Origin of the sequence: Leptolyngbya sp. GGD (assembly GCF_026735145.1) — a bacterium.
GTDB classification, from domain to species: Bacteria; Cyanobacteriota; Cyanobacteriia; order Leptolyngbyales; family Leptolyngbyaceae; genus Leptolyngbya; species Leptolyngbya boryana.
Map to the genome: position 1 here is coordinate 67,732 of NZ_JAPQKE010000006.1, position 20,110 is coordinate 87,841.

Consider the following 20,110-nt stretch of genomic DNA (forward strand, 5'->3'; position numbering starts at 1 on the left):
AGAGGAAAGAACAATGCTAAGTAGAGTTGCAGATTCGATCTACTGGATGAATCGCTATGTTGAGCGTGCTGAGAATATTGCGCGCTTCATTGATGTGAATTTGAATTTATCTCTCGATTCACCGATCGGGGTTGTTCAGCAATGGGAGCCATTGATCCGGACGACTGGAGATTTAGCTATCTTTCAAGAGAAGTATGGAGAAGCCACTGCGGATAATGTAATTCGGTTTTTGACCTTCGATCGCACTTATCCCAACTCCATCATTTCCTGCTTGAATGCTGCCCGTGAGAATGCGCGATCGGTACGTGAAATTATTTCGTCTGAGATGTGGCAACAGATCAATGCGTTCTATCACTTTGTCAATGATGCAGCAGTCGCGGATCGGCTTGATTTTCCTACATTTTTTAGTGAAGTTAAACTTGCAAGCCATCTGTTTGCGGGAGTTGCCAGTGCCACGATGACCCATAGCGAAGGCTGGCATTTTGGACTGATGGGTCGCTGGCTGGAACGAGCCGATAAAACGAGTCGAATTGTCGATGTGAAGTACTTTATTTTGCTTCCTTCGATTCGAGATGTGGGCACAACGTTAGATCAATTGCAGTGGATGGCATTGTTGCGGTCTGCAAGTGCGTATGAGATGTATCGCAAACGTGGCGTGCATCGCATCACCCCAACTTCGGTCGCTGAGTTTTTAGTGCTCGATCGAGAATTTCCGCGATCGATTCGATATTGTATTCGCCAAACTGAGCGATCGCTGCATCAAATCACCGGAACACCTGAAGGCGCTTGGAATACATCCGTTGAGCGATCGCTCGGAAAACTGCGATCGGATTTAGATTATTTAACGATCGAAGATGTGATGGAATCCGGGCTGCATGAATTCTTAGACAGCTTGCAACAGCGCATGAATGATGTCGGTATCAGACTCTCTGAAACCTTTTTTGCAGCGCAACCTGTATAAATTGAATCAGCGCTCACGCCTGAAACACGCTCCGAAATTCCCACGATCGTACTCAAAGTCATCGATAATAATGAATCGTCCAAAGATTGCCCATTGCTCATGCCTAACTGGTTTATTGCTGGCGGACTTGTCATGTATCCGCTTCTGCTTTTCTCAATCCTGGCAGTCGCGCTGATTCTAGAGCGAATTCTTTTCTGGGGCAAAGTCTCCCAACGTCATCAAAGAGTGGCACGAGAAGTGCTCAGCGTCTATAAACGCAACCAAATTGCCGCGTTCCAAATGTTAGAAAAGAACGCCGATTTACCGATCGCTAGAATCTTCCTTGCCGCCCTAGAATTAGAGCAAGCTACGCCTGAAGAATTTCGCCTCGCTCTCGAAAGCGCCGGACTCGCAGAGATTCCTTTGCTCAAACGCTTTAATACGGTCTTTGACACGATCGTCGGTCTTTCTCCCCTGCTCGGATTGCTAGGAACTATCACCGGACTGATTAACTCGTTTGCTTCCCTACGGCTTGGAGATGTTGGGGGGACGAATACACTGGGAGTCACAGGCGGGATCAGTGAAGCTCTGATTTCTACTGCTTCGGGTCTGGTTGTCGCCATCTTCACCCTCTTGTTTGCCAATCTGTTCCGAGGTTTGTACGCGCGCCAGATTGCGCTGATTCAAGAGTACGGCGGACAGTTAGAACTTCTCTATCGTCGTCGGCACACTTTCTAAGTCGTGAGTTAATCGGTCGCTCGTGATCAGTAGCTCAGTGAAATTAATCAACTGTAGGAAAGGTTGAGCCTGAACCCCACACGATCAAATCCAGGATTTTCTATTATGCGCTTGCCCGAAGACCCAGATCTACCTCCCCAAATCTACCTTGCACCCCTGATCGACGTAATCTTTGCGCTCCTGACATTCTTCATCATGTCTACGCTGTTTCTTACGCGATCGCAAGGCTTACCCGTCGCTCTTCCCAAGGCTGTCACCGCTGAATCTCAAAAAGTTTCTCAAGTCGTGATTACTATCACTCCGAACGGCGAGCTTGCTCTCGATAAAAAACCAATGAATATCAGCACTCTCCCTGCTGCAGTGCGAGAAATTCTTAGCCGAAATCCTAAAGCCGTTGTTGTGATCAATGCCGACGAGAAAGTCCCTCACGGGCAAGTCATTACTGTTATGGATCGGCTGAGATCGATTCCCAACATTCGCCTCGCGATCGCAACTCGTCAGCCCTAAAAAAAGCGGAGGCTTTTACCTCCGCTCCCAATTCGCTAAACCATTTCCTCAATCCGCTCCGGCTCATCCGAAGTATGCGCATCTTCAAACAAGGATGAATAGACCCATCCAGCTAAAACTGCGCCGAGTATCGGAGCCACCCAGAATAACCAAACCTGTGCCAACAATTCTCCACCGACAAATACCGCAGGAGCCAGACTCCGTGCTGGATTCACTGAAGTGTTTGTAACTGGAATGCTGATCAAATGAATCAAAGTTAACGCAAACCCGATCGCAACAGGCGCAAATCCACTTGCAACTCGTCGATCGGTCACGCCCAAAATGATCAGCAAAAAGAAGAATGTCAAAAACGCCTCTGCCAAAAAGCAAGCGACTAATCCGTACCCTCCCGGCGAATGTGCGTCAAATCCATTCGTCGCTAAAGGATTCGATCCCGTTAGCGCAAACCCAGGCTTTCCGGACGCAATCAAATACAGAACTCCAGCCCCCACAATTCCGCCTAAAACCTGCGCCACAATGTACGCCAGCAAGTTTTGTCCACCGCGAAACCGCTTCGCCGCAAATAATCCAAACGAAACCGCCGGATTAAAGTGTCCACCTGAAATTCCACCGACCGCGTAAGCCATCGTCAGCACCGTCAACCCGAATGCTAACGACACGCCAACCAAACCAATTCCTAGCGGAAACGTCGTATTCTCACCAATCTTGGCTGTATCTGCTGTATAAGCTGCTGCCAAGACTGCACTTCCGCATCCCCCAAAGACCAGCCATAATGTGCCTAGAAACTCTGCTGCACATCGTTTTAAAAGAGACATAAACTAAGCCTCGCTTTAGTATTCTATAAAACCAAAAAATTGTCTCAGCAGTATATTCATAGTACAAGGGTATAAACTACCGCCGGGATAAAATGATCGAGCTTTGTTGGAACCTAGATGAAACTACGGACATCTCTGCTCAGACGCATCTATTTTTTGGTAAGGCATAATTCTATGGTTTCACGAATCATTCGCTTCTAATTTTTGTAGTTAGTTAAGATTTAGTTCAGATTTTTTATTATAAACTGGGCGATTTTCGGGCAAATCAGAATGCTCATCCTCTTGACAGCGATCGCATTTTCTGAAGCAGATGAGGCAGTTCCAATTTTCTTAAGCTTTAATATGGCAAACGTAATAATTGGACATGTCTGATAACATTTTTTTATCAACGAACATAGATTCTCTAAAGTAAGGCTTATTGAAATCCTGATATGATTCTGAAAGTCTGCGCCTATGCACCGGAATCAGTCGAGATTAAAGAAACTGACTCCAAACATGGGATCATGTTGTGGCAAACTGATCCCCAGTGACTAGGGCAATATGCCAACCAATTCGGTCAGAGGATTTCTCTGGTCACTGTTGGTGATGTCTGCTTATAAGGTTTTCCATCGTTTTTCATTACAGGAAGGGAGATATGTCCTACGCTCAAACCAAAACCCAGTCGAAAGCTGGGTATAAGGCTGGGGTACAAGATTACCGCTTAACGTACTACACCCCAGACTACACGCCTAAAGACACCGATATTTTGGCAGCGTTCCGGGTGACTCCTCAACCTGGCGTTCCGCCCGAAGAAGCTGCTGCTGCTGTTGCTGCTGAATCCTCAACGGGAACATGGACGACCGTTTGGACGGACTTGCTGACCGACCTCGATCGCTACAAAGGACGCTGCTACGATATCGAGCCTGTCCGTGGCGAAGATAGCCAATTCATTGCTTACATTGCATATCCTCTCGACCTGTTTGAAGAAGGATCTGTTACCAACTTGCTGACCTCTTTGGTCGGTAACGTATTCGGGTTCAAAGCGTTGAAAGCGCTGCGCCTCGAAGACCTTCGCATTCCGGTTGCATACTTGAAGACCTTCCAAGGTCCTCCTCACGGGATTCAAGTTGAACGCGACAAAATCAACAAATACGGTCGTCCGATGCTCGGTTGTACGATCAAACCGAAACTGGGTCTGTCCGCTAAGAACTACGGTCGTGCAGTTTACGAATGTCTGCGCGGCGGTTTGGACTTCACCAAAGACGACGAAAACATCAACTCGCAGCCGTTCCAACGTTGGCGCGATCGCTTCTTGTTCGTTGCAGATGCAATCCACAAGGCACAAGCTGAAACCGGCGAAATCAAAGGTCACTACCTGAACGTAACCGCTGCAACCTGCGAAGAAATGCTGAAGCGTGCAGAGTTCGCGAAAGAACTCGAAATGCCGATCATCATGCATGACTTCTTGACCGGTGGTTTCACAGCAAACACCTCCTTGGCTCATTGGTGTCGTGATAACGGCGTTCTGTTGCACATTCACCGCGCAATGCACGCAGTTATCGACCGTCAGAAGAACCACGGGATCCACTTCCGCGTCTTGGCGAAGTGCTTGAGAATGTCTGGTGGTGACCACATTCACACCGGAACCGTCGTTGGTAAGCTCGAAGGTGACAAGGCGATCACCCTTGGTTTCATCGACTTGCTGCGTGAGAACTACATTGAGCGCGATCCTTCCCGTGGTGTTTACTTCACCCAAGACTGGGCTTCCATGCCTGGTGTCATGGCAGTTGCTTCTGGTGGTATCCACGTATGGCACATGCCTGCGTTGGTTGAAATCTTCGGCGACGACTCTGTATTGCAGTTCGGTGGTGGAACCTTGGGTCACCCATGGGGTAACGCACCTGGTGCAACGGCTAACCGTGTTGCGCTCGAAGCTTGCGTCCAAGCTCGTAACGAAGGTCGCGACTTGATGCGTGAAGGTGGAGACATCATCCGTGAAGCTTGCCGCTGGTCGCCTGACTTGGCAGCTGCTTGCGAACTCTGGAAAGAAATCAAGTTCGAGTTTGAAGCTGTTGATACCGTCTGATGAATTTTAGATTGCGGATTTTGGGTTTTAGGCTGCACAATAAGCCAAAACCCAAGATCTAAAATCTATTATTCAAAACTCAACTTATGGATCTGAAGCGAATTGCGAAAGATACGACAAAAACGCTGACAAGCTATTTGACGTATCAGGCTGTCCGGGTTGTTTATGCTCAGCTAGACGAAACTGATCCAAAGAAGGCTTACTGGCTGCACAAGTTTTCTTCCAGAGAAAGCATTACAGACGGTGAAGCATTTATGGAGGCTTTGTTTCGCGAACGTCAGGATTTGGCTTTCCGAATTCTGACGGTGCGAGAGCATCTTGCTGAAGAGATTGCCGATGTGCTGCCGGAAATGCTGCGATCGTCAATGCAGCAAGCGAACATGGAACAACGCCGCAAACAGCTAGAACGAATGACGCAACTCGATTTGACGACCACAACTGAAGATTCTGATCCTGAACCTAGTTAATTTATTGAGGATTTCATGAAAACTCTCCCTAAAGAGCAGCGTTTTGAAACGTTCTCCTACTTGCCTCCTTTGACCGATGCTCAAATCGCTCGTCAGATCCAATACACGATCGAGAACGGGTTCTTCCCTTGCATCGAGTTCAGCGAATCGTCTGCTCCTGAGCAGTACTACTGGACAATGTGGAAGTTGCCTTTGTTCAACGCAACTTCTCCTCAAGAAGTTCTGAACGAAGTTCAACAGTGCCGTTCTGAGTACTCGAATTGCTACATCCGCGTCGTAGCATTCGACAACATCAAACAGTGCCAAGTGATGAGCTTCATCGTTCACAAACCAGGTTCTGGTGGAAGCGGCTACCGCTACTAATTTGTAGATATTTCTACAACTGATTTGAGGAGATGGATAATCCATCTCCTTTATTTTTTCTTCCCTCCAAATACCAGAAAAGATTAGAAACAGTTAAATCTGAAACATCTTCCCAATTTGATCTAGCAAATGAGGAATAACCCAGTTCAGTTGCTTGTTGCGCAATCGTAGTTTCATATTCTGTACGTAATTGCGGCTTAAATTTGAATCGAAGCTGATCTCGAAGTGAGTGAAAATTAGACTTAGACTGAAGTTCGAGGTAGGCTACTTCTTCTGGAACTTCTAAAACTTCAATTTCAGGCAATTCGGTGAATCTGAGATCGGGGAGAGCTTCTAATTCACTAGATGGTAAAGCTTGAATAACATCAATTTGAGTACTCCATAGCTTTAAGGCAGCTAAATCTTGACTCTGAATTCGCATTAGTTCTGGAAAAATAAAATCAAGCTCAACTTGCGACTGACAAGCATTCACAATCTCAAACGAATCTCGCTGAATTTTCTCCCGTAGTGTTGTAAGACTTGTACGAGCTGCGCTAGGTTCATTTTGTAGGGAAAAAACGTAGGCAATCGCAGATTCTATTATCCAAGCACACTCTGCGCGACGTAGCCTTTCTGCTGCACTCATTTCAGGCATCAATCGCGGATCGTTATAGATAGATAGCGATTCGTACATCATCTGCACAGCATTTGCAAAATGCTGGTCTCGTACGATTGAATTATTCATTTCAGCAGCAAGTCCAACAAGTTTCAATGCTTCTGTAAATTTTGCATATGCAGCTTCAAACTCTCGCCGTCGTGCTTCAAGAGTAGTTTGATCGAGTCGCTCTAGAATATCTGCGTGTTGTCCTGATAAGACCTGCTTGAGATCTAAAAAGCCATTGCTGAGGTCTTTTCGCAATTCCTTTACGTCTTTGCGAAGTTGGAGTGTTTGGTATAAGTTAACAGCGGTTAAAGCTCCGGTGACTGCTACGCCTGCACCTACAATCGTAGTTGTCGTTTGCAAAACTCCCAAACTTTGCTGAACAACTCCCAAGCTTTTTTGTACTTCTTCAATCATCCCGTAAGTCTTTTGGAATCCGCGATGTATTTGATACATCTGTGCTGCACCTTCGATCAGGTTTGTAATAGGTGCGATAGGATTTATGGGCATTTCCGCCGCAACTCTAGCAATCTCGATAATTTTTCCTGTATGAGAATTCACTAAAACGGGGAGCAATTCGCCAGCTTTTGAAACCATGTAACGAGCTTCGCCAGATGCAAGCATTTGCTGAGCAATCGCGGTGAAATAAAAGTCCATATGGAATACAGATTGAGGTGAAAGTCTTCCATAGATTGCCCGAATGAGATTTCGACATATCAAATTTTAAAACGATTTATTCCACAGCATCTAGGGAAATCTGAAGATTGAAATTCTGTCCCCTTTTTGTCTTGTGAACAATTACTTTTCAACTCTAAGATCTGTTTCCCAATCAGTAGAAGGCGTATTGGCTGATCAATACAAGGGTGTTGAGTCTATGGAGATTAAACAGACAGCCAATCATTTGAATTTGTCGGTTCAAGCTTGTCTAAAAGAACTAACTCAATCTTCAAACTTTTTAAGGAAAGATCTTCAAGCTTGTTTGGTAACTTTAGATTCGGCAGAAGACAAATGGCAGAGTAAACAACAAGTTGCTGAAATTGATACGTCTGAGGTTTTGGAAGCAATTGGACAGGTTGTTGGCTACTGGAACCAGCTTCAGCAACAAATGGAAAAGATTACACAAGAAGTAATCGAACTAGAACAGCGGAACTGGACATTATTAATTGAGGAATTGAGGGAAAAATTTTTTCTCGATCCAAAAACACAAGAGCAAAGAGTAGGTATAGGGTGGGGAGACAAAGATAGGTTCAAACTTGTATTTCCAAGCAAACTGAAGCTTATTTCCAACAATCTCGATCAAGCAATTCAAGCCATTTTTCGTCAGTTTCGCGATTCAGGCCAAGTTTTCTTTGAAGAGACATTTTTCTTTGTCAAACTTCTAGACGTAGAATCGCAGCTTCAGCTAAATACAGAGCAGGTACAGTTGCTACGAGAGCTTCAGGAAAATGCAGAGCAAGTCAGTAGGACATCAGATGCTTATGCCCTTAATCTCTATCAAATGGTAGGAGGAGTCATAGAAGAGTGGAACAAGCGTTTTGGCGAGATCTTGTGGAAAGAAATCGAAGACTTGTATAAGAAAGGGCTTGAGAAGATCGAAGAGCGCGTCGAGTTAATAATTCACGATCGCCTCAAACTTCTAGAAAAATGTGTTCAACAAGTTCTGTTGTTTTTCAACGATCTACTTGAAAAACAATACCGTTATCAACAAGAAATGCTTACTCAGCACAAAGCAGAAAAAGTATGGCTTGATCAACAACGTCATCAAGTAAAGGAACTGCTTGCCGATTTAGAGAAGAACTTGAATTTGTCCATCCCTACCTAGGTAACTTAGCCAAGACGGAAATTGAAGAAAAAATGCGATCGCTTATCCCAGTTTCCAGCAATATGAGAGAGTAGAGGAATGATTCGAGAGAGGACACTATGCCAACGATCGTACAAGGTATCCATTTAGAGCGATCGTCGTTTTGAAATCTAAAATAGAGTCAGAAATCTTAGAGAATTTGCGATGAATTCTGTAGAACGACAAAAACTACTTGAAGCGGTCAATACTCTACCCGATGAGAGCTTACTCGAACTTGCAACATTCATTGACTACTTGCAGTACAAAGTTGACCAACCAAAGCCGAAAAGTGGTTCTGACTTTTTGATATCGATCGCCGGTCTTGGAGCCTCCGATGTCGACCATACCGAAGCTGAGTCAGAAAAGATTTGATGTCGATCGCAGATCTTGACCCTTTGGATACAACTCATCGTTCTGAAGCCTAGCCGAATAAATTGGCGATAATAATAAAGATGGCAACCTCTTGACGGGCATCGTTTATGCAATTAGATGAAATTCAAGACCAAGCTTTGAAACTGTCTCCTGAAGAACGATTGAAGTTAGCGAATGTTCTTATGCGATCGCTTCAACCTACTCCTAGACCAGTTACCAAACGTCAGGAGATAGCTGAGCGATTAATCGGAATGGCACAAACAGATGCCCCACCTCCTTCAGATGAGGAAGTGGCAGCAATGTTAGATGAACGTTTGGCCCAGAAATACCTATAATGCGAGTCCTTTTTGATACCAATATTTTGTTGGACGCGATTTTATGCCGAGAGCCATTTACAGCAGATGCAGCGTTTTTGATTAGGGCAGTTGGAGCAGATCAAATTAAAGGATTTGTCTCAGCGACTACTCTAACAGATGTCTACTATGTGGTGAAACGGCAGACAAAAAGCGCTGAAATGGCGAGAAATGCTGTAACTGATATTCTTGCCATCATGGAAATTTGTACCGTCGATCGTAATGTTTTAGAGCAAGCAATTCTTTCAAATCAGAGTGACTTCGAGGATGCCGTCCAGATTGCTTGTGCGATCGCCCTGAGTTTAGATGCGATCGTCACTCGCGATGTTGAAGGCTTCACTGATTCAACGATCGAGGTGTTATCTCCTGATGGCTTGAGAAATCAGGTAGAAGGTACTCAAAACTGAGATTGAAGCACGATCGCTTCTAAGTGATCAGGTGATTTGAACTTCCGGATTTCTGAAAATCAATTCGTATCTAACGAGTAAGTTTTCATACTAAGAAAATGATCAAACTTACTTATCTTCCTGCAATTTTAGTAGGATTTCGATTTGCGATCGCGCCCTTTCTCCTATTAGATGCTCTCGATGGAGCAGTTACAAATTGGTTTCTTTGCGGTTATATTCTCGCGATCGTTTCTGATATTTTCGATGGCATTATTGCTCGTAAATTAAAAGTGAGCACCCCTCAACTTCGTCAAGCAGATAGTTGGGCAGACATCTGTTTATTTCTCTGTCTTGCTTTGAGTACCTGGCTCGTTTATCCAACGGTTATTCTTGACTTTAAAATCCCCTTATTAATTGCTGTTGCGGCGCAATTTCTTCTATTTTCAATTAGCTTGATTAAGTTTAGGAAGCTTCCCAGTTTTCATACTTACACCGCAAAGGCTTGGGGATTAGCTTTACTCGTGGCAGCGATCGCGCTATTCGGATTCGGTTATGCTCCACCGCTTTGGGCAGCGATCGTCCTCTGTTGGATCAATAGTTTGGAAGAAATTGCCATGACATTCATCCTGCCTGCTTGGACATGTGACGTTTTGAGCATTGTTCATGCGCTCAAATTGCGACATGAATGATTAGAGATCTCATCTAAACCAAAGGTATTTGTTACAAATTCGCTCAAAGTGGCAAGACTAGAAGTACTCAAACTCACTGTTCCCAAGCTGCGAAGGAGTGACGATCGATGGAATATGCAATTCCAGAACTAGAACCGATTAGCCGCCAACTGATGAATCTCGATCGACCCAAAAAAGCCAAAATGCTCGTCGTCGATGATGAACCCGACAACCTCGATCTGCTCTACCGGACATTCCGTCGCGATTTTAACGTCCTGAAAGCAGAAAGCGGCATCCACGCGCTGAAATTGCTCTCCGAAGAAGGCGAAGTCGCTGTGATCATTTCTGACCAACGGATGCCCGAAATGAAAGGAACCGAGTTCCTCAGCCGCACAGTGCCGAACTTCCCCGACACCATGCGGATTATCCTTACAGGCTTCACCGATGTTGAAGATTTAGTCGAAGCCATTAACTCTGGACAAGTTTATAAATACATCACCAAACCTTGGGATCCCAACGAGTTAAAAGCCGTTGTCCAACGAGCAGCCGAAACTTATGAATTATTGAAACAGCGCACAGAAGAACTGCGCCGATCTCAATCACAAACCGCGCTCTTATCCTCGATTGTTGGAGTCGCCCAAAGCGCAACCAGCGTTGAAAGTACATTAGAGCCAATCGCTACCGCCTTTGGTCAAAACTTCCTTGCCGATCTCTGTACCATTCAATTAATTGAAAATGGTGCATTTACGAATAGTGCAACCTATGGTGCAAGTGGTACCTCCGATATAGCAGCATCTTCATTAGTGAAAGAAGCGATCGCATCTCAAAGTATGCAAGTCGCAACCGAAGCAGAAGATCCCAGTTTCGGCGCACATCTCGTCGTCCCAGTCACGCTCCGAGGCGAAGTATTAGCCGTTCTCTGCCTGCAATGGAAACACCCGCAAAGCCTGAGAGAAGACGAACTGCTGCTGCTGCACCTCTCAGCTCAACAAGTGGCATTAGCCATCACTTGTAGCCGCTCCGCTCATATTGCAGTCGCAGTATAGCCAAATCAGCGTTTCTCTAAAATCCCTGTCGCAACTACACCTCTCGAAACTTAAAATTTTAGAGAGACCCATTTTAGAGAAGCGCTTATCTTAATGAATTCTGATCATATTCAAGCTTTATTCGATCGTATTGCTCCCGTCTACGATGAGCTGAATCACGGACTAAGTTTCGGAATGCACCGCATCTGGAAACAAATGACAGTCAAGTGGAGCGGTGCCAAACCCGGAGATACCTGTCTGGATTTGTGCTGCGGAAGTGGCGATCTGGCTCAAATGCTATCAGAAAAGGCAGGCAGAACCGGACAAGTTTACGGAGTTGATTTCTCAGCGGCTCAGTTAGAGGTCGCACGAGATCGCAGTGAACGCCGCTGCATCAAGCCTCCGATTCACTGGATTCAATCCGATGTCTTAAATCTTCCACTTTCAGACAATCAATTTGACTGCATCACGATGGGCTATGGCTTACGCAACGTGGTTGACATCTTAAGCAGTTTGAAAGAAATCCATCGTGTTCTCAAACCTGGCTCAAAGGCCGCAATTCTCGATATGCACCGTCCTGACAGTGCGTTCGTCAGAACCTTTCAACAGTGGTATCTCGATGAAGTCGTCGTTCCGGCGGCTCAACGCATGGGCTTTACTGAAGAATACGCCTATATCGCGCCCAGTCTTGATAAATTTCCAACGGGTCGCGAGCAAGTTCGCCTTGCCGAGCAAGCAGGTTTTGCAACTGCCACCCATTACCCGATCGCGGGCGGTACGATGGGAGTATTGGTTATTACGAAATGAGGCGATCGCCTCTCCTGAAGTCCTGTGGATCTCTCGACGCTCTGGCTATTTGTTGGACCTCCTGTAGTTGGCGGTGTGATTGGCTATTTCACCAATGACATCGCAATTAAGATGCTGTTTCGCCCTTATCGAGCAGTTTATATCGGGCGACGGCGAATTCCGTTTACGCCGGGTTTGATTCCAAGAAATCAAGAACGACTGGCGAAGCGAATCTCTGACACGATTATGGGATCGCTATTAACGCCCGAAGAATTACAAAATTTGGCGCGCCGACTGCTGCAAACAGAACGTGTGCAGGCTGCAATTCTTTGGTTGTTAAAATTATCGATCGAACAACTTCAAGAAAGCAAAGAACAAAAAACTGCAAAAATCTTAGGAAGTATTCTGAGAGATCTATTTGGGCAGTCTTTGCCTCGATTGCTGAAGGTTGTAGCCAGACAAGAAGAATTTCTTGAGGATCAGTTAAATCACATTTTTGATCAAGTCATTTTAGAGTTTCAGCTGAGTGAAGAACAAGCAGAGAAGCTGTCAGAATGGTTAATCGAAATTGTCATTCCACCTGATGTCTTGCGGCAGACATTAATCGATTTTTTGACCGATCGTAATATTCAAGTCATCGACGAAGGCTTCCGAGAAAAAACAAGCGGAACTTACTGGGTTGTTGCTAATTTATTTGGAGTACGGAATACTCTAACTCGTCTGAGAACGTTTTGTTTAGATGAGAAAGAAAATAGCAATGCCGTTCTAGCAGAGTTGACTTTCTCGTTAGGAGTCAAGCAGCGATTTAAAGAATGGCTACAGAATCTATCGTTACAAAATCTTCCTGTTGCAACAGTGAGACAACTTCGCAAAACCATGCGGGATAGTGTTCGTCACTATCTTCAAGATCGTGGCTCAGATGTCTTGCAAGGATTGAGCCAATCTGTCGATTGGGAAAATGTCGCATCTGTTGTTCTGAATCGCTTACAAAACTCAGAAGCAGTTCTTTCTTCTCTAGATCTAGTTAGCGAAGAATTAGCGCTCATTTTAGAGCGTTATTTGGAGAAAGATTTGGAGAAAATTGTCGCTCAAGCAATTCCAATCCTCAATATCGATCAAGTGATCACGGATCGAGTAAAAGCGACTTCTCCTGCTGATTTAGAAGCTGCAATTAATGGAATTGTGCGCAGCGAACTACAAGCGATCGTCAATCTAGGTGGAATTCTAGGGCTAATCATCGGAGCGCTTCAATCTGTTTCTCTTATGATTCGCTAAGCTGATCAGGTGAGGTCAAAATATCTTCTAAAATATCAACAATTCCGCTTCTATTCTCATAGACAAACACGAGATGATCTTTCGCACGAGTCATTGCAGTATAAAGCCCTGCTTGTTCTTCAAATTCCTCGGAAATCTCAGCTAGTACGATAATCACAGCATCAAATTCAATGCCTTTGGCTGCATTCCAAGAATCAATCAAAACCGAAGATCGAGCCGTAAAATTCTTATCTCGTTCTGACGAGGTCATCGGTGCATGATGACTCACGCCTAAGCGAAATAACTCTTTGCTGATTTGAGTTTTTATGGCTCTTGCCTTTTCATCACCTGAATGAAATAGAATTCCGATCGAGGATTTTGCACAACTTTCTAGAGCAGTCTTGACTTGATTTGCAATCTCGATCGCAATTTTTTCTGATTCAATCTGAACTAAAAGAGGAGAAATTCCAGAACTCCGAGATGCTTTCTTTTTCGGTTCAATCAGTTTATCGATCGACGGACTATTTTCGCGTTTTTCGATTTTAATCTCTGCTTTCGCCAAGGCAGGTTGAATAAACTTCCAAGCCAGTTCTAGAATTTCGGGCGAATTGCGGTAATTGAGATCAAAGATTTGCGATCGTCCTACAACATCAATTCCTAGTTTTGCCCAACTCCAGCCGCTTCTCCGACGATGTTCCTGCCCATATACAGATTGAGTATTGTCATAAGCAAAGAATAGAGAATTCGTTTGACGATCGAGAACTTTCAATAACGCTTGAAACCATTCATCATAAAAATCTTGCGCTTCATCAACTAGAATTGCTTGATAATTCAAATCCGATTGATGTGCCAATTCAATCAACTTTTGTCTCGATTCTCTTGCTCGATCAGATACATAGCGATATTGAAAATTTTGAAACGCCCAACGATGGAATGTACTACATTCAACAGGATAAGTTAAGTTTGATTCAATCCATCCTTGCATGTAGCGATTGTAGGAAAGAACAAGAATACGATCAAATTGTTCTTCTACCAATTTCTTCACTCTTTGTTGCAGCACCAAAGATTTACCAGAACCAGCTACACCTCGGATTAAAGAATGCCCTCGAAGATTGAAATTCCTTGCCTGCTTCTGGGTCTCATCTAGCTCTGAAAAAATCGACCTCTGATGCATTGTTTTCTGAAAGTCAATCCACTGCATTCTTTTTCTCTCAAGCATTGCCTTGCCAGAGTGCCCAAGAATTTAATCTCGATCACTTAAAATCAGTCAGCTAGGAAACGAGATGATGCAGTTTATCGAGGGAGACTTCGTATCATCAGTCTGGATTTCAATCTTGAACGAACTCAACTATTCGTCTTCCTCACTTTTCATTAATTTCTCAATGTCTAATTTTCTCAGCGATTGTTGTTGATTTTTGCGCGATTCACGACGGTACTTCTTCGCTTCTAAACGCGGCTCAAACTGAGTTCCTTTTCCTTTCGATTTAAGCTTTAAAGCTTCATCAGGATCAGTTTGCTGATGAACCTGAATTTCATACGCGATCGCATCTTCCAAAAAATCTAAATAGTGCTCATATCGCTCCCAGTCCCCGCGCACAGCACATCCAGGTTCATCTCGATGTAAACAATCACTAAACTGACAGCTTTTTCCTGCTAATTTCTGCCGTATCTCTGGAAAATATTGTGCTAATTCCTGGGGCAAACAAAACAAATCAGGCTGATTAAATCCTGGTGTATCTGCTAATAATCCGCCCGTTGGTAACTCAAAGAGTTCGACATGGCGCGTGGTATGTCGACCTTTCTCTAACTTGCCAGAAACAGCATTAACTCGTAAATCAACACTTGGAATAATCTGATTAATTAAGCTCGACTTTCCAACACCCGATGGACCCGATGCGACTGTAATTTTGTTGTTTAAATACTGCTTTAATTCATCTAAACCAGATTTTTGACGAACGCTAATAAATATTGGGTGATAGCCCCATTCAGCTAGACGTTCTTTCCATCCTTGCTGCTCATCCTGCGAAACTAAATCGCTTTTACTTAACGCCAAGCTAACGACTAATCCTGTCGATTCAGCCTTCACCAAAAATCGGCTCAATTGATATGGCTCGATCGTGGGAGATGCTAATGCAAAGACGAGCAAAATCTGATCCACATTGGCAATCGGCGGACGGTCTAATTCTGATTGTCTTTGCAAGACTTGAGAAATTGCGCCGCGATCGCCATTCCAATCTGGTTCCTCAATTAAAACCCGATCTCCCACCATAACGCGTTGCCCGATTTTCTTTAACCGAGTGCGTCGAGTACAGAGCAGCAGAGATTTAGGCAGGCTCTTTTGATGAAGCCGTACCCAATAAAAATTAGCTTGAACTGCTAGAACTGTACCTGTTAATGGCTCCTGATCAGGCTGATCCTCTTCCAAAACCTTGTCATCAGAACTCATAAGATCAGCGACGAATTTTGACCGCAAAAAAGCTCGATCGATCTTCGATGCTCTCAACCGTATAGCCTTCCATCGTCAGGCTATCAGGAACTTGCTCGATCGGCTCACCCGGATCAAGCCAAACTTCGAGCAAAGCTCCCTCTGCCATTTGTTCTAACTTCAACTTCGTCCGCACAAAATTGATCGGGCAAGGTGTCCCGCGTAAATCCATTTGTAGTGCTTCTTCTGCTTGACTCATCCGCCAAAAATCTTCCCAATAAAACCTTCAACACCGCCCTTTCCCACACGATCGCCGCGAATCTTTGCAAGTTTCTCCAGCAATTCGCGCTCCTCAGGAGTAATCCGCGTTGGAATATCCACTGACACCGTGATCAAATGATCGCCTCGGCTGACTGGATTTCCAAGTTTAGGAACTCCCTTATTTTCCAAGGTCAGAACTGTTCCTGGCTGTGTGCCTGCTGGAATGGTCAATTCTTCCTCACCATCAACGGTCTTCACCTCAATGCGAGATCCTAAAATTGCCTGCAAGTAGCTGATTTTGACTTCAGACAAGACATTAATGCCATCGCGCTGGAAATCAGGATCGTCGTTGATGAACAAATAAACATACAAGTCACCCGCAGGTCCACTGCGCTGACCCGCATCGCCTTCACCTGAAACTCTCAATCGGGTGCCATTATCCACCCCTGCCGGAATGGTAATTTTCAGTTTCTTCGTTTCTTGGCGCTGTCCGTTTCCGCTACACACTTCGCACTTCTCTTCAATCATCTGCCCTGTTCCATTACAGGTCGGACAAACTGAAACTTGAGTGAAACTCCCGAAGGGGGTACGAGTCGCCCGACGAACTTGACCCGCTCCAGAACAAGTTGTACAAGTTCTGGGACGAGTCCCTGGTTTTGCACCACTGCCATTACAGTTTGTGCAGGTCTCCAAATGGCTAATCCGAATTTCTTTCTCGCCTCCGAAAACCGCTTCTCGGAAGTCTAATTTCAGGTCGAGTCGGAGGTCATCCCCTCGAACCGGGCCGCCTCTTCGTCGAGTCTGTCCGCCGCCTGGAGCACCACCTGAAAATCCGCTAAAGAAACTTTCAAAGATATCCGCGAAACCACCCATGTCGCCGAAATCTTGATAGCCACCAGCAGCACCAGCACCAGAAACACCAGCCTCACCGAAGCGATCGTATCTTGCCCGTGCCTCCGGATCAGAAATCACCTCATAGGCGCGATTGATCTCTTTAAATCGCTCCTCTGCTCCAGGCTCTTTATTCACATCCGGATGATATTTACGGGCGAGACGACGAAAGGCTTGCTTGACTTCTTCCTTGTCTGCATCACGGGAAACGCCAAGAATTTCGTAGTAATCACGAGCCATAGGGTAGAGATTCAGGGGGTAAGAGGGCTAATAAAGGGATATACAAGGCGTTAAGGTAACGGTCTAGACTCCCTATCTTACTACCCTAACGCCGAACTAATCGACTGTTTCATAATCCGCAGTCACGGTTGCATCTGCCTCAAAGGTGAACCCACTCATATCAGCAGAAACGGTGTCATCTTCAAAACTCATCCGAGAACTGGTATCAGTTTCAAAAGGAGAGCTTGCGACAGGTTGAGCATGTTCATAAACTGCTGAACCAATGGTATACAGCAGTTGCTGCAACCCATCAAGATACGATTTCACCTCATCGATACTAACCTTTGGATCGGCGATCGCGCTCCTAAGTTGAACAATTTTCTCATTCGCTTGCGATTTCAAAGTGTCGCTGATGACTTCACCATTCTCTTTGAGAGTCATTTCATAACTGTGATAGAGGCTATCTGCCTGGTTTTTCAATTCAACCAACTGCATTCGCCGACTATCTTCTTCTGCGAAGAGTTCTGACTCTTGACGCATCCGTTCAATCTCACCCTCGCTCAATCCACCCGTATTGGAAATTTCAACGCTCTGAGCGCGCCCTGTCCCTTTGTCAAGCGCTGATACTTTGAGAATGCCATTCGCATCAATTTCAAAGGCAACTTCAATTTGAGGCACGCCTCTCGGTGCAGGTGGAATGCCCGTGAGTTGAAATTTACCTAGGCTCTTATTATCCCGAGCCATTGCCCGTTCACCTTGCAACACATGAATTTCAACGCAGGTTTGTCCATCCGTTGCAGTTGAGAACACCTGAGTTTTGCTGCTGGGAATCGTAGTATTGCGATCGATAATCCGCGTAAAGACTTCCCCCAATGTCTCGATCCCCAACGAAAGCGGCGTGACATCTAACAACAGCAAATCTTTGACTTCTCCACCCAATACGCCCGCCTGAATCGCTGCGCCGAGTGCCACTGCTTCATCTGGATTGACGGAACGGTCAGGAGTCTTGCCGTTGAAAAATTTCTTGAGTGCATCTTGAACGGCTGGAATTCGAGTCGAACCGCCGACGAGGATAATGCGATCGATATCTTCTGTCGTCAGATTCGCATCTTTCAACGCTTGCTCCATCGGATTGAGCGTCGCTTGAATCAACTCGTTTGCCAGCTCTTCAAACTTAGCGCGAGTCAGTTCTGTCTCTAAATGCTTCGGTCCCGATTCATCGGCGGTAATAAACGGCAAATTAATCGATGTGCTGAGGGTTCCAGAAAGTTCGATTTTTGCCTTCTCGGCAGCTTCTCTCAGGCGTTGAAGCGCCATCTTGTCATCTGCAAGATTAATTCCTTCTTGTTGTAGGAACGTTTGGCTCAACCAATCTACGATACAAGCATCAAAATCGTCTCCACCCAAATGGTTATTGCCAGAGGTCGCTTTGACTTCAAAAACGCCATCCCCTAACTGCAAAATCGAAACGTCAAACGTTCCACCACCCAGGTCAAAGACCAAAACGCATTGGTCTTGATCTTGTTTCTCTAACCCATACGCAAGTGCAGCCGCAGTTGGCTCGTTAATAATTCTGAGAACTTCTAATCCTGCGATCGTGCCAGCGTCTTTCGTCGCTTGACGCTGAGCATCACTAAAATATGCAGGAACCGTAATCACCGCTTGGGTGACTTCTTCGCCCAGATAATTTTCTGCATCCTGCTTGAGTTTTTGCAGGATCATGGCACTAATTTCTTGAGCTGTGTAATTACGATCGCGAATCCTCACATCTACGGTCGCATCTTTCCCATTGACGCAGTTGTAGGGAACCCGTGAGCGTTCGACCTGTGTATCATCCCATCGCCGACCAATAAACCGTTTGATACTAAATACAGTGTTTTCCGCATTAGTGACAGCTTGTCGCTTTGCCAATTGACCGACTAGGCGATCACCCGCCTTGCCAAATCCGACCATACTTGGCGTGGTTCGCCCGCCCTCAGAATTGGTAATGACTAAGGGCTGACCGCCCTCCAACACAGCTACACAACTGTTGGTTGTTCCTAAGTCGATGCCGATGACTTTTCCCATAACTAGCGCTGCCGAAAGTACGCGAGGTGAACGCAGAACATAAAGTTCTAAGTTAGTTCTCCGTACCATACGGATATCTTTGAACTAACTTTCCGAATGATTCCCTATTGCAGAAATTTTTTAACGCTGCGCTGACAGGCAACCTGATCCAGTCGCTCTATCCTCGGTACTTTCACGAACAGACTTAGCCTTCAGTCTCGGCACTATCGCCATCTTCAGGAGGTGCTGCAACTTTGACCATGGCATGACGCAGAACTTTATCCTCGAGCATGTATCCCCGCATCAGTTCTTCAATCACGGTTCCTTCTGGATGTTCACTGGTCGGTTCGCGCATGACTGCTTCGTGCAGATTCGGATCAAATTCTTTCCCTTCTGCTCGCATTGGTGCAACACCGACTTTCTTCAAGCGATCGACCATATCCTTATAGACACCCTGATAGCTCTTATGGATGTTCGCTTCACCATCAGTTTGCGGCTTAATCTGCGATCGTGCTCGCTCAAAGTTGTCTACAACCGGAAGCAACTCTTTCACGGTGCTGCATTTAATTTGAGTTTCTAACTCTTCTTTTTCGCGCTGAGTGCGACGACGGAAATTCTCAAAATCGGCGGCAATCCGCATGTACTGATTGTTGAGTTCATCTGCTTGCTTTTTCAGACCTTCAATTTCTCGCTCTTTCGCAGCATAATTCGATCGCAATTCCATAAATGCCGCTTCATAATCCGTTTCATCTTCAGATTCAGAAGCTGTTGCAGCAACTTCCGTTTCCACGGCTTCACTCGCTGGCTCAGACGGAGTAGAAGTTGGTTCAGAAGATTCACTGGCTGAAACTTGAGTTTCGTCTACTTGTTGATTTTGTTCGTCGATCATCGTGCGCTAATTCCCCTGTATAGAACGCTGGCTTAAGCAAACTTCTTCCATCCTAGCGAATGAGTCCTCAGATGCCGCACTGCTTACAACCGTTAAGCATCATATCGCACTGCCTTCGGTTTGAAGCTCGATCTCATTCAATCCAAGCGTTCTTCAAAAA

Annotated in this window: 22 protein-coding genes; 14 read left to right on the forward strand and 8 right to left on the reverse strand. The window is 45.3% G+C overall.

The genetic code is table 11. From position 1 onward, the window contains the following. Positions 1-13: 13 nt before the first annotated feature. The 3 genes from OU814_RS23660 (at position 14) to OU814_RS23670 (ending at position 2,185) form a co-directional block, all read left to right on the forward strand. Positions 14-961: an alpha-E domain-containing protein gene (locus OU814_RS23660; RefSeq protein WP_268242286.1), complete on the forward strand. Its 948-nt coding sequence runs from the start codon at positions 14-16 to the stop codon at positions 959-961. 99 nt (positions 962-1,060) lie between these two features. Then, positions 1,061-1,678 carry a MotA/TolQ/ExbB proton channel family protein gene (locus OU814_RS23665; RefSeq protein WP_017288872.1) on the forward strand — a complete coding sequence of 206 codons (618 nt, stop codon included), beginning with the start codon at positions 1,061-1,063 and terminating at the stop codon, positions 1,676-1,678. 105 nt (positions 1,679-1,783) lie between these two features. After that, entirely contained in the window at positions 1,784-2,185 is a 402-nt protein-coding gene (locus OU814_RS23670; protein WP_017288871.1) for an ExbD/TolR family protein, read from the forward strand. A gap of 35 nt (positions 2,186-2,220) precedes the next feature. On the opposite strand, the gene aqpZ is transcribed toward OU814_RS23670, so the two are convergent. Continuing rightward, a complete protein-coding gene (aqpZ, locus tag OU814_RS23675) occupies positions 2,221-3,000 on the reverse strand; it encodes an aquaporin Z (RefSeq protein WP_017288870.1) in 780 nt (259 codons plus the stop codon). A gap of 634 nt (positions 3,001-3,634) precedes the next feature. Here aqpZ and OU814_RS23680 point away from each other — a divergent pair. From OU814_RS23680 to OU814_RS23690, 3 genes are all read left to right on the forward strand, one after another. Next, positions 3,635-5,065, forward strand: coding sequence for a form I ribulose bisphosphate carboxylase large subunit (locus OU814_RS23680; protein WP_017288868.1), 1,431 nt, complete (start codon positions 3,635-3,637; stop codon positions 5,063-5,065). Between the two features lie 86 nt (positions 5,066-5,151). Further along, entirely contained in the window at positions 5,152-5,532 is a 381-nt protein-coding gene (rcbX, locus tag OU814_RS23685) for a RuBisCO chaperone RbcX (RefSeq protein WP_017288867.1), read from the forward strand. Positions 5,533-5,547: 15 nt separating this feature from the next. Further along, the gene (locus OU814_RS23690; RefSeq protein ID WP_017288866.1) at positions 5,548-5,895 is read left to right on the forward strand and encodes a ribulose bisphosphate carboxylase small subunit; all 348 of its coding nucleotides are present in this window, start codon (positions 5,548-5,550) and stop codon (positions 5,893-5,895) included. A gap of 13 nt (positions 5,896-5,908) precedes the next feature. Here OU814_RS23690 and OU814_RS23695 read toward each other — a convergent pair whose 3' ends face one another. Beyond that, on the reverse strand, positions 5,909-7,192 hold the full coding sequence (locus tag OU814_RS23695) for a hypothetical protein (RefSeq protein WP_268242287.1): 1,284 nt from the start codon (positions 7,190-7,192) through the stop codon (positions 5,909-5,911). A 133-nt stretch (positions 7,193-7,325) separates the two neighbouring features. Here OU814_RS23695 and OU814_RS23700 point away from each other — a divergent pair, with 133 nt between their 5' ends. The 8 genes from OU814_RS23700 to OU814_RS23735 all read left to right on the forward strand — a co-directional run bounded on the left by OU814_RS23700 (position 7,326) and on the right by OU814_RS23735 (position 13,240). Beyond that, positions 7,326-8,357, forward strand: a complete 1,032-nt coding sequence (locus tag OU814_RS23700; RefSeq protein ID WP_268242288.1) for a hypothetical protein — start codon at positions 7,326-7,328, stop codon at positions 8,355-8,357. A gap of 183 nt (positions 8,358-8,540) precedes the next feature. Further along, the gene (locus OU814_RS23705; RefSeq protein WP_268242289.1) at positions 8,541-8,747 is read left to right on the forward strand and encodes a hypothetical protein; all 207 of its coding nucleotides are present in this window, start codon (positions 8,541-8,543) and stop codon (positions 8,745-8,747) included. 107 nt (positions 8,748-8,854) lie between these two features. Continuing rightward, a complete protein-coding gene (locus OU814_RS23710; RefSeq protein WP_268242290.1) occupies positions 8,855-9,082 on the forward strand; it encodes a hypothetical protein in 228 nt (75 codons plus the stop codon). Next, positions 9,082-9,507, forward strand: coding sequence for a PIN domain-containing protein (locus tag OU814_RS23715; protein ID WP_268242291.1), 426 nt, complete (start codon positions 9,082-9,084; stop codon positions 9,505-9,507). Before OU814_RS23710 ends, OU814_RS23715 begins: the two co-directional genes overlap by 1 nt. A 98-nt stretch (positions 9,508-9,605) precedes the next feature. Further along, the gene (locus OU814_RS23720) at positions 9,606-10,175 is read left to right on the forward strand and encodes a CDP-alcohol phosphatidyltransferase family protein (RefSeq protein WP_268242292.1); all 570 of its coding nucleotides are present in this window, start codon (positions 9,606-9,608) and stop codon (positions 10,173-10,175) included. Positions 10,176-10,282: 107 nt separating this feature from the next. Further along, complete coding sequence (locus tag OU814_RS23725; RefSeq protein WP_190652039.1) at positions 10,283-11,200, forward strand: response regulator; 918 nt, start codon at positions 10,283-10,285, stop codon at positions 11,198-11,200. A gap of 93 nt (positions 11,201-11,293) precedes the next feature. Next, positions 11,294-11,986, forward strand: coding sequence for a bifunctional demethylmenaquinone methyltransferase/2-methoxy-6-polyprenyl-1,4-benzoquinol methylase UbiE (gene ubiE, locus OU814_RS23730; RefSeq protein ID WP_268242293.1), 693 nt, complete (start codon positions 11,294-11,296; stop codon positions 11,984-11,986). Positions 11,987-12,010: 24 nt separating this feature from the next. After that, positions 12,011-13,240 carry a DUF445 domain-containing protein gene (locus tag OU814_RS23735; protein ID WP_017288859.1) on the forward strand — a complete coding sequence of 410 codons (1,230 nt, stop codon included), beginning with the start codon at positions 12,011-12,013 and terminating at the stop codon, positions 13,238-13,240. Here OU814_RS23735 and OU814_RS23740 read toward each other — a convergent pair. The 6 genes from OU814_RS23740 to grpE all read right to left on the reverse strand — a co-directional run bounded on the left by OU814_RS23740 (position 13,227) and on the right by grpE (position 19,950). Next, entirely contained in the window at positions 13,227-14,420 is a 1,194-nt protein-coding gene (locus tag OU814_RS23740; protein ID WP_268242294.1) for a UvrD-helicase domain-containing protein, read from the reverse strand. The genes OU814_RS23735 and OU814_RS23740 overlap by 14 nt on opposite strands. Before the next feature lie 147 nt (positions 14,421-14,567). Beyond that, positions 14,568-15,665, reverse strand: a complete 1,098-nt coding sequence (gene rsgA / locus OU814_RS23745) for a small ribosomal subunit biogenesis GTPase RsgA (RefSeq protein WP_268242295.1) — start codon at positions 15,663-15,665, stop codon at positions 14,568-14,570. A 4-nt stretch (positions 15,666-15,669) separates the two neighbouring features. Then, positions 15,670-15,903, reverse strand: a complete 234-nt coding sequence (locus OU814_RS23750) for a sulfurtransferase TusA family protein (protein ID WP_017288856.1) — start codon at positions 15,901-15,903, stop codon at positions 15,670-15,672. Next, a complete protein-coding gene (gene dnaJ / locus OU814_RS23755; protein WP_017288855.1) occupies positions 15,900-17,036 on the reverse strand; it encodes a molecular chaperone DnaJ in 1,137 nt (378 codons plus the stop codon). The genes OU814_RS23750 and dnaJ overlap by 4 nt, the downstream gene beginning before the upstream one ends. 96 nt (positions 17,037-17,132) lie before the next feature. Next, complete coding sequence (dnaK, locus tag OU814_RS23760; protein ID WP_190652035.1) at positions 17,133-19,082, reverse strand: molecular chaperone DnaK; 1,950 nt, start codon at positions 19,080-19,082, stop codon at positions 17,133-17,135. A 184-nt stretch (positions 19,083-19,266) separates the two neighbouring features. Beyond that, entirely contained in the window at positions 19,267-19,950 is a 684-nt protein-coding gene (grpE, locus tag OU814_RS23765; RefSeq protein WP_017288853.1) for a nucleotide exchange factor GrpE, read from the reverse strand. Positions 19,951-20,110: the final 160 nt, after the last annotated feature.

Excerpts from the sequence above, each read along its gene's own strand:
- OU814_RS23660 (WP_268242286.1), top strand. The coding sequence starts at position 14 with ATGCTAAGTAGAGTTGCAGATTCGATCTACTGGATGAATCGCTATGTT.
- OU814_RS23665 (WP_017288872.1), top strand. The coding sequence starts at position 1,061 with ATGCCTAACTGGTTTATTGCTGGCGGACTTGTCATGTATCCGCTTCTG.
- OU814_RS23670 (WP_017288871.1), top strand. The coding sequence starts at position 1,784 with ATGCGCTTGCCCGAAGACCCAGATCTACCTCCCCAAATCTACCTTGCA.
- aqpZ (WP_017288870.1), bottom strand. The coding sequence starts at position 3,000 with ATGTCTCTTTTAAAACGATGTGCAGCAGAGTTTCTAGGCACATTATGG.
- OU814_RS23680 (WP_017288868.1), top strand. The coding sequence starts at position 3,635 with ATGTCCTACGCTCAAACCAAAACCCAGTCGAAAGCTGGGTATAAGGCT.
- rcbX (WP_017288867.1), top strand. The coding sequence starts at position 5,152 with ATGGATCTGAAGCGAATTGCGAAAGATACGACAAAAACGCTGACAAGC.
- OU814_RS23690 (WP_017288866.1), top strand. The coding sequence starts at position 5,548 with ATGAAAACTCTCCCTAAAGAGCAGCGTTTTGAAACGTTCTCCTACTTG.
- OU814_RS23695 (WP_268242287.1), bottom strand. The coding sequence starts at position 7,192 with ATGGACTTTTATTTCACCGCGATTGCTCAGCAAATGCTTGCATCTGGC.
- OU814_RS23705 (WP_268242289.1), top strand. The coding sequence starts at position 8,541 with ATGAATTCTGTAGAACGACAAAAACTACTTGAAGCGGTCAATACTCTA.
- OU814_RS23710 (WP_268242290.1), top strand. The coding sequence starts at position 8,855 with ATGCAATTAGATGAAATTCAAGACCAAGCTTTGAAACTGTCTCCTGAA.
- OU814_RS23715 (WP_268242291.1), top strand. The coding sequence starts at position 9,082 with ATGCGAGTCCTTTTTGATACCAATATTTTGTTGGACGCGATTTTATGC.
- OU814_RS23720 (WP_268242292.1), top strand. The coding sequence starts at position 9,606 with ATGATCAAACTTACTTATCTTCCTGCAATTTTAGTAGGATTTCGATTT.
- OU814_RS23725 (WP_190652039.1), top strand. The coding sequence starts at position 10,283 with ATGGAATATGCAATTCCAGAACTAGAACCGATTAGCCGCCAACTGATG.
- ubiE (WP_268242293.1), top strand. The coding sequence starts at position 11,294 with ATGAATTCTGATCATATTCAAGCTTTATTCGATCGTATTGCTCCCGTC.
- OU814_RS23740 (WP_268242294.1), bottom strand. The coding sequence starts at position 14,420 with ATGCAGTGGATTGACTTTCAGAAAACAATGCATCAGAGGTCGATTTTT.
- rsgA (WP_268242295.1), bottom strand. The coding sequence starts at position 15,665 with ATGAGTTCTGATGACAAGGTTTTGGAAGAGGATCAGCCTGATCAGGAG.
- OU814_RS23750 (WP_017288856.1), bottom strand. The coding sequence starts at position 15,903 with ATGAGTCAAGCAGAAGAAGCACTACAAATGGATTTACGCGGGACACCT.
- dnaJ (WP_017288855.1), bottom strand. The coding sequence starts at position 17,036 with ATGGCTCGTGATTACTACGAAATTCTTGGCGTTTCCCGTGATGCAGAC.
- dnaK (WP_190652035.1), bottom strand. The coding sequence starts at position 19,082 with ATGGGAAAAGTCATCGGCATCGACTTAGGAACAACCAACAGTTGTGTA.
- grpE (WP_017288853.1), bottom strand. The coding sequence starts at position 19,950 with ATGATCGACGAACAAAATCAACAAGTAGACGAAACTCAAGTTTCAGCC.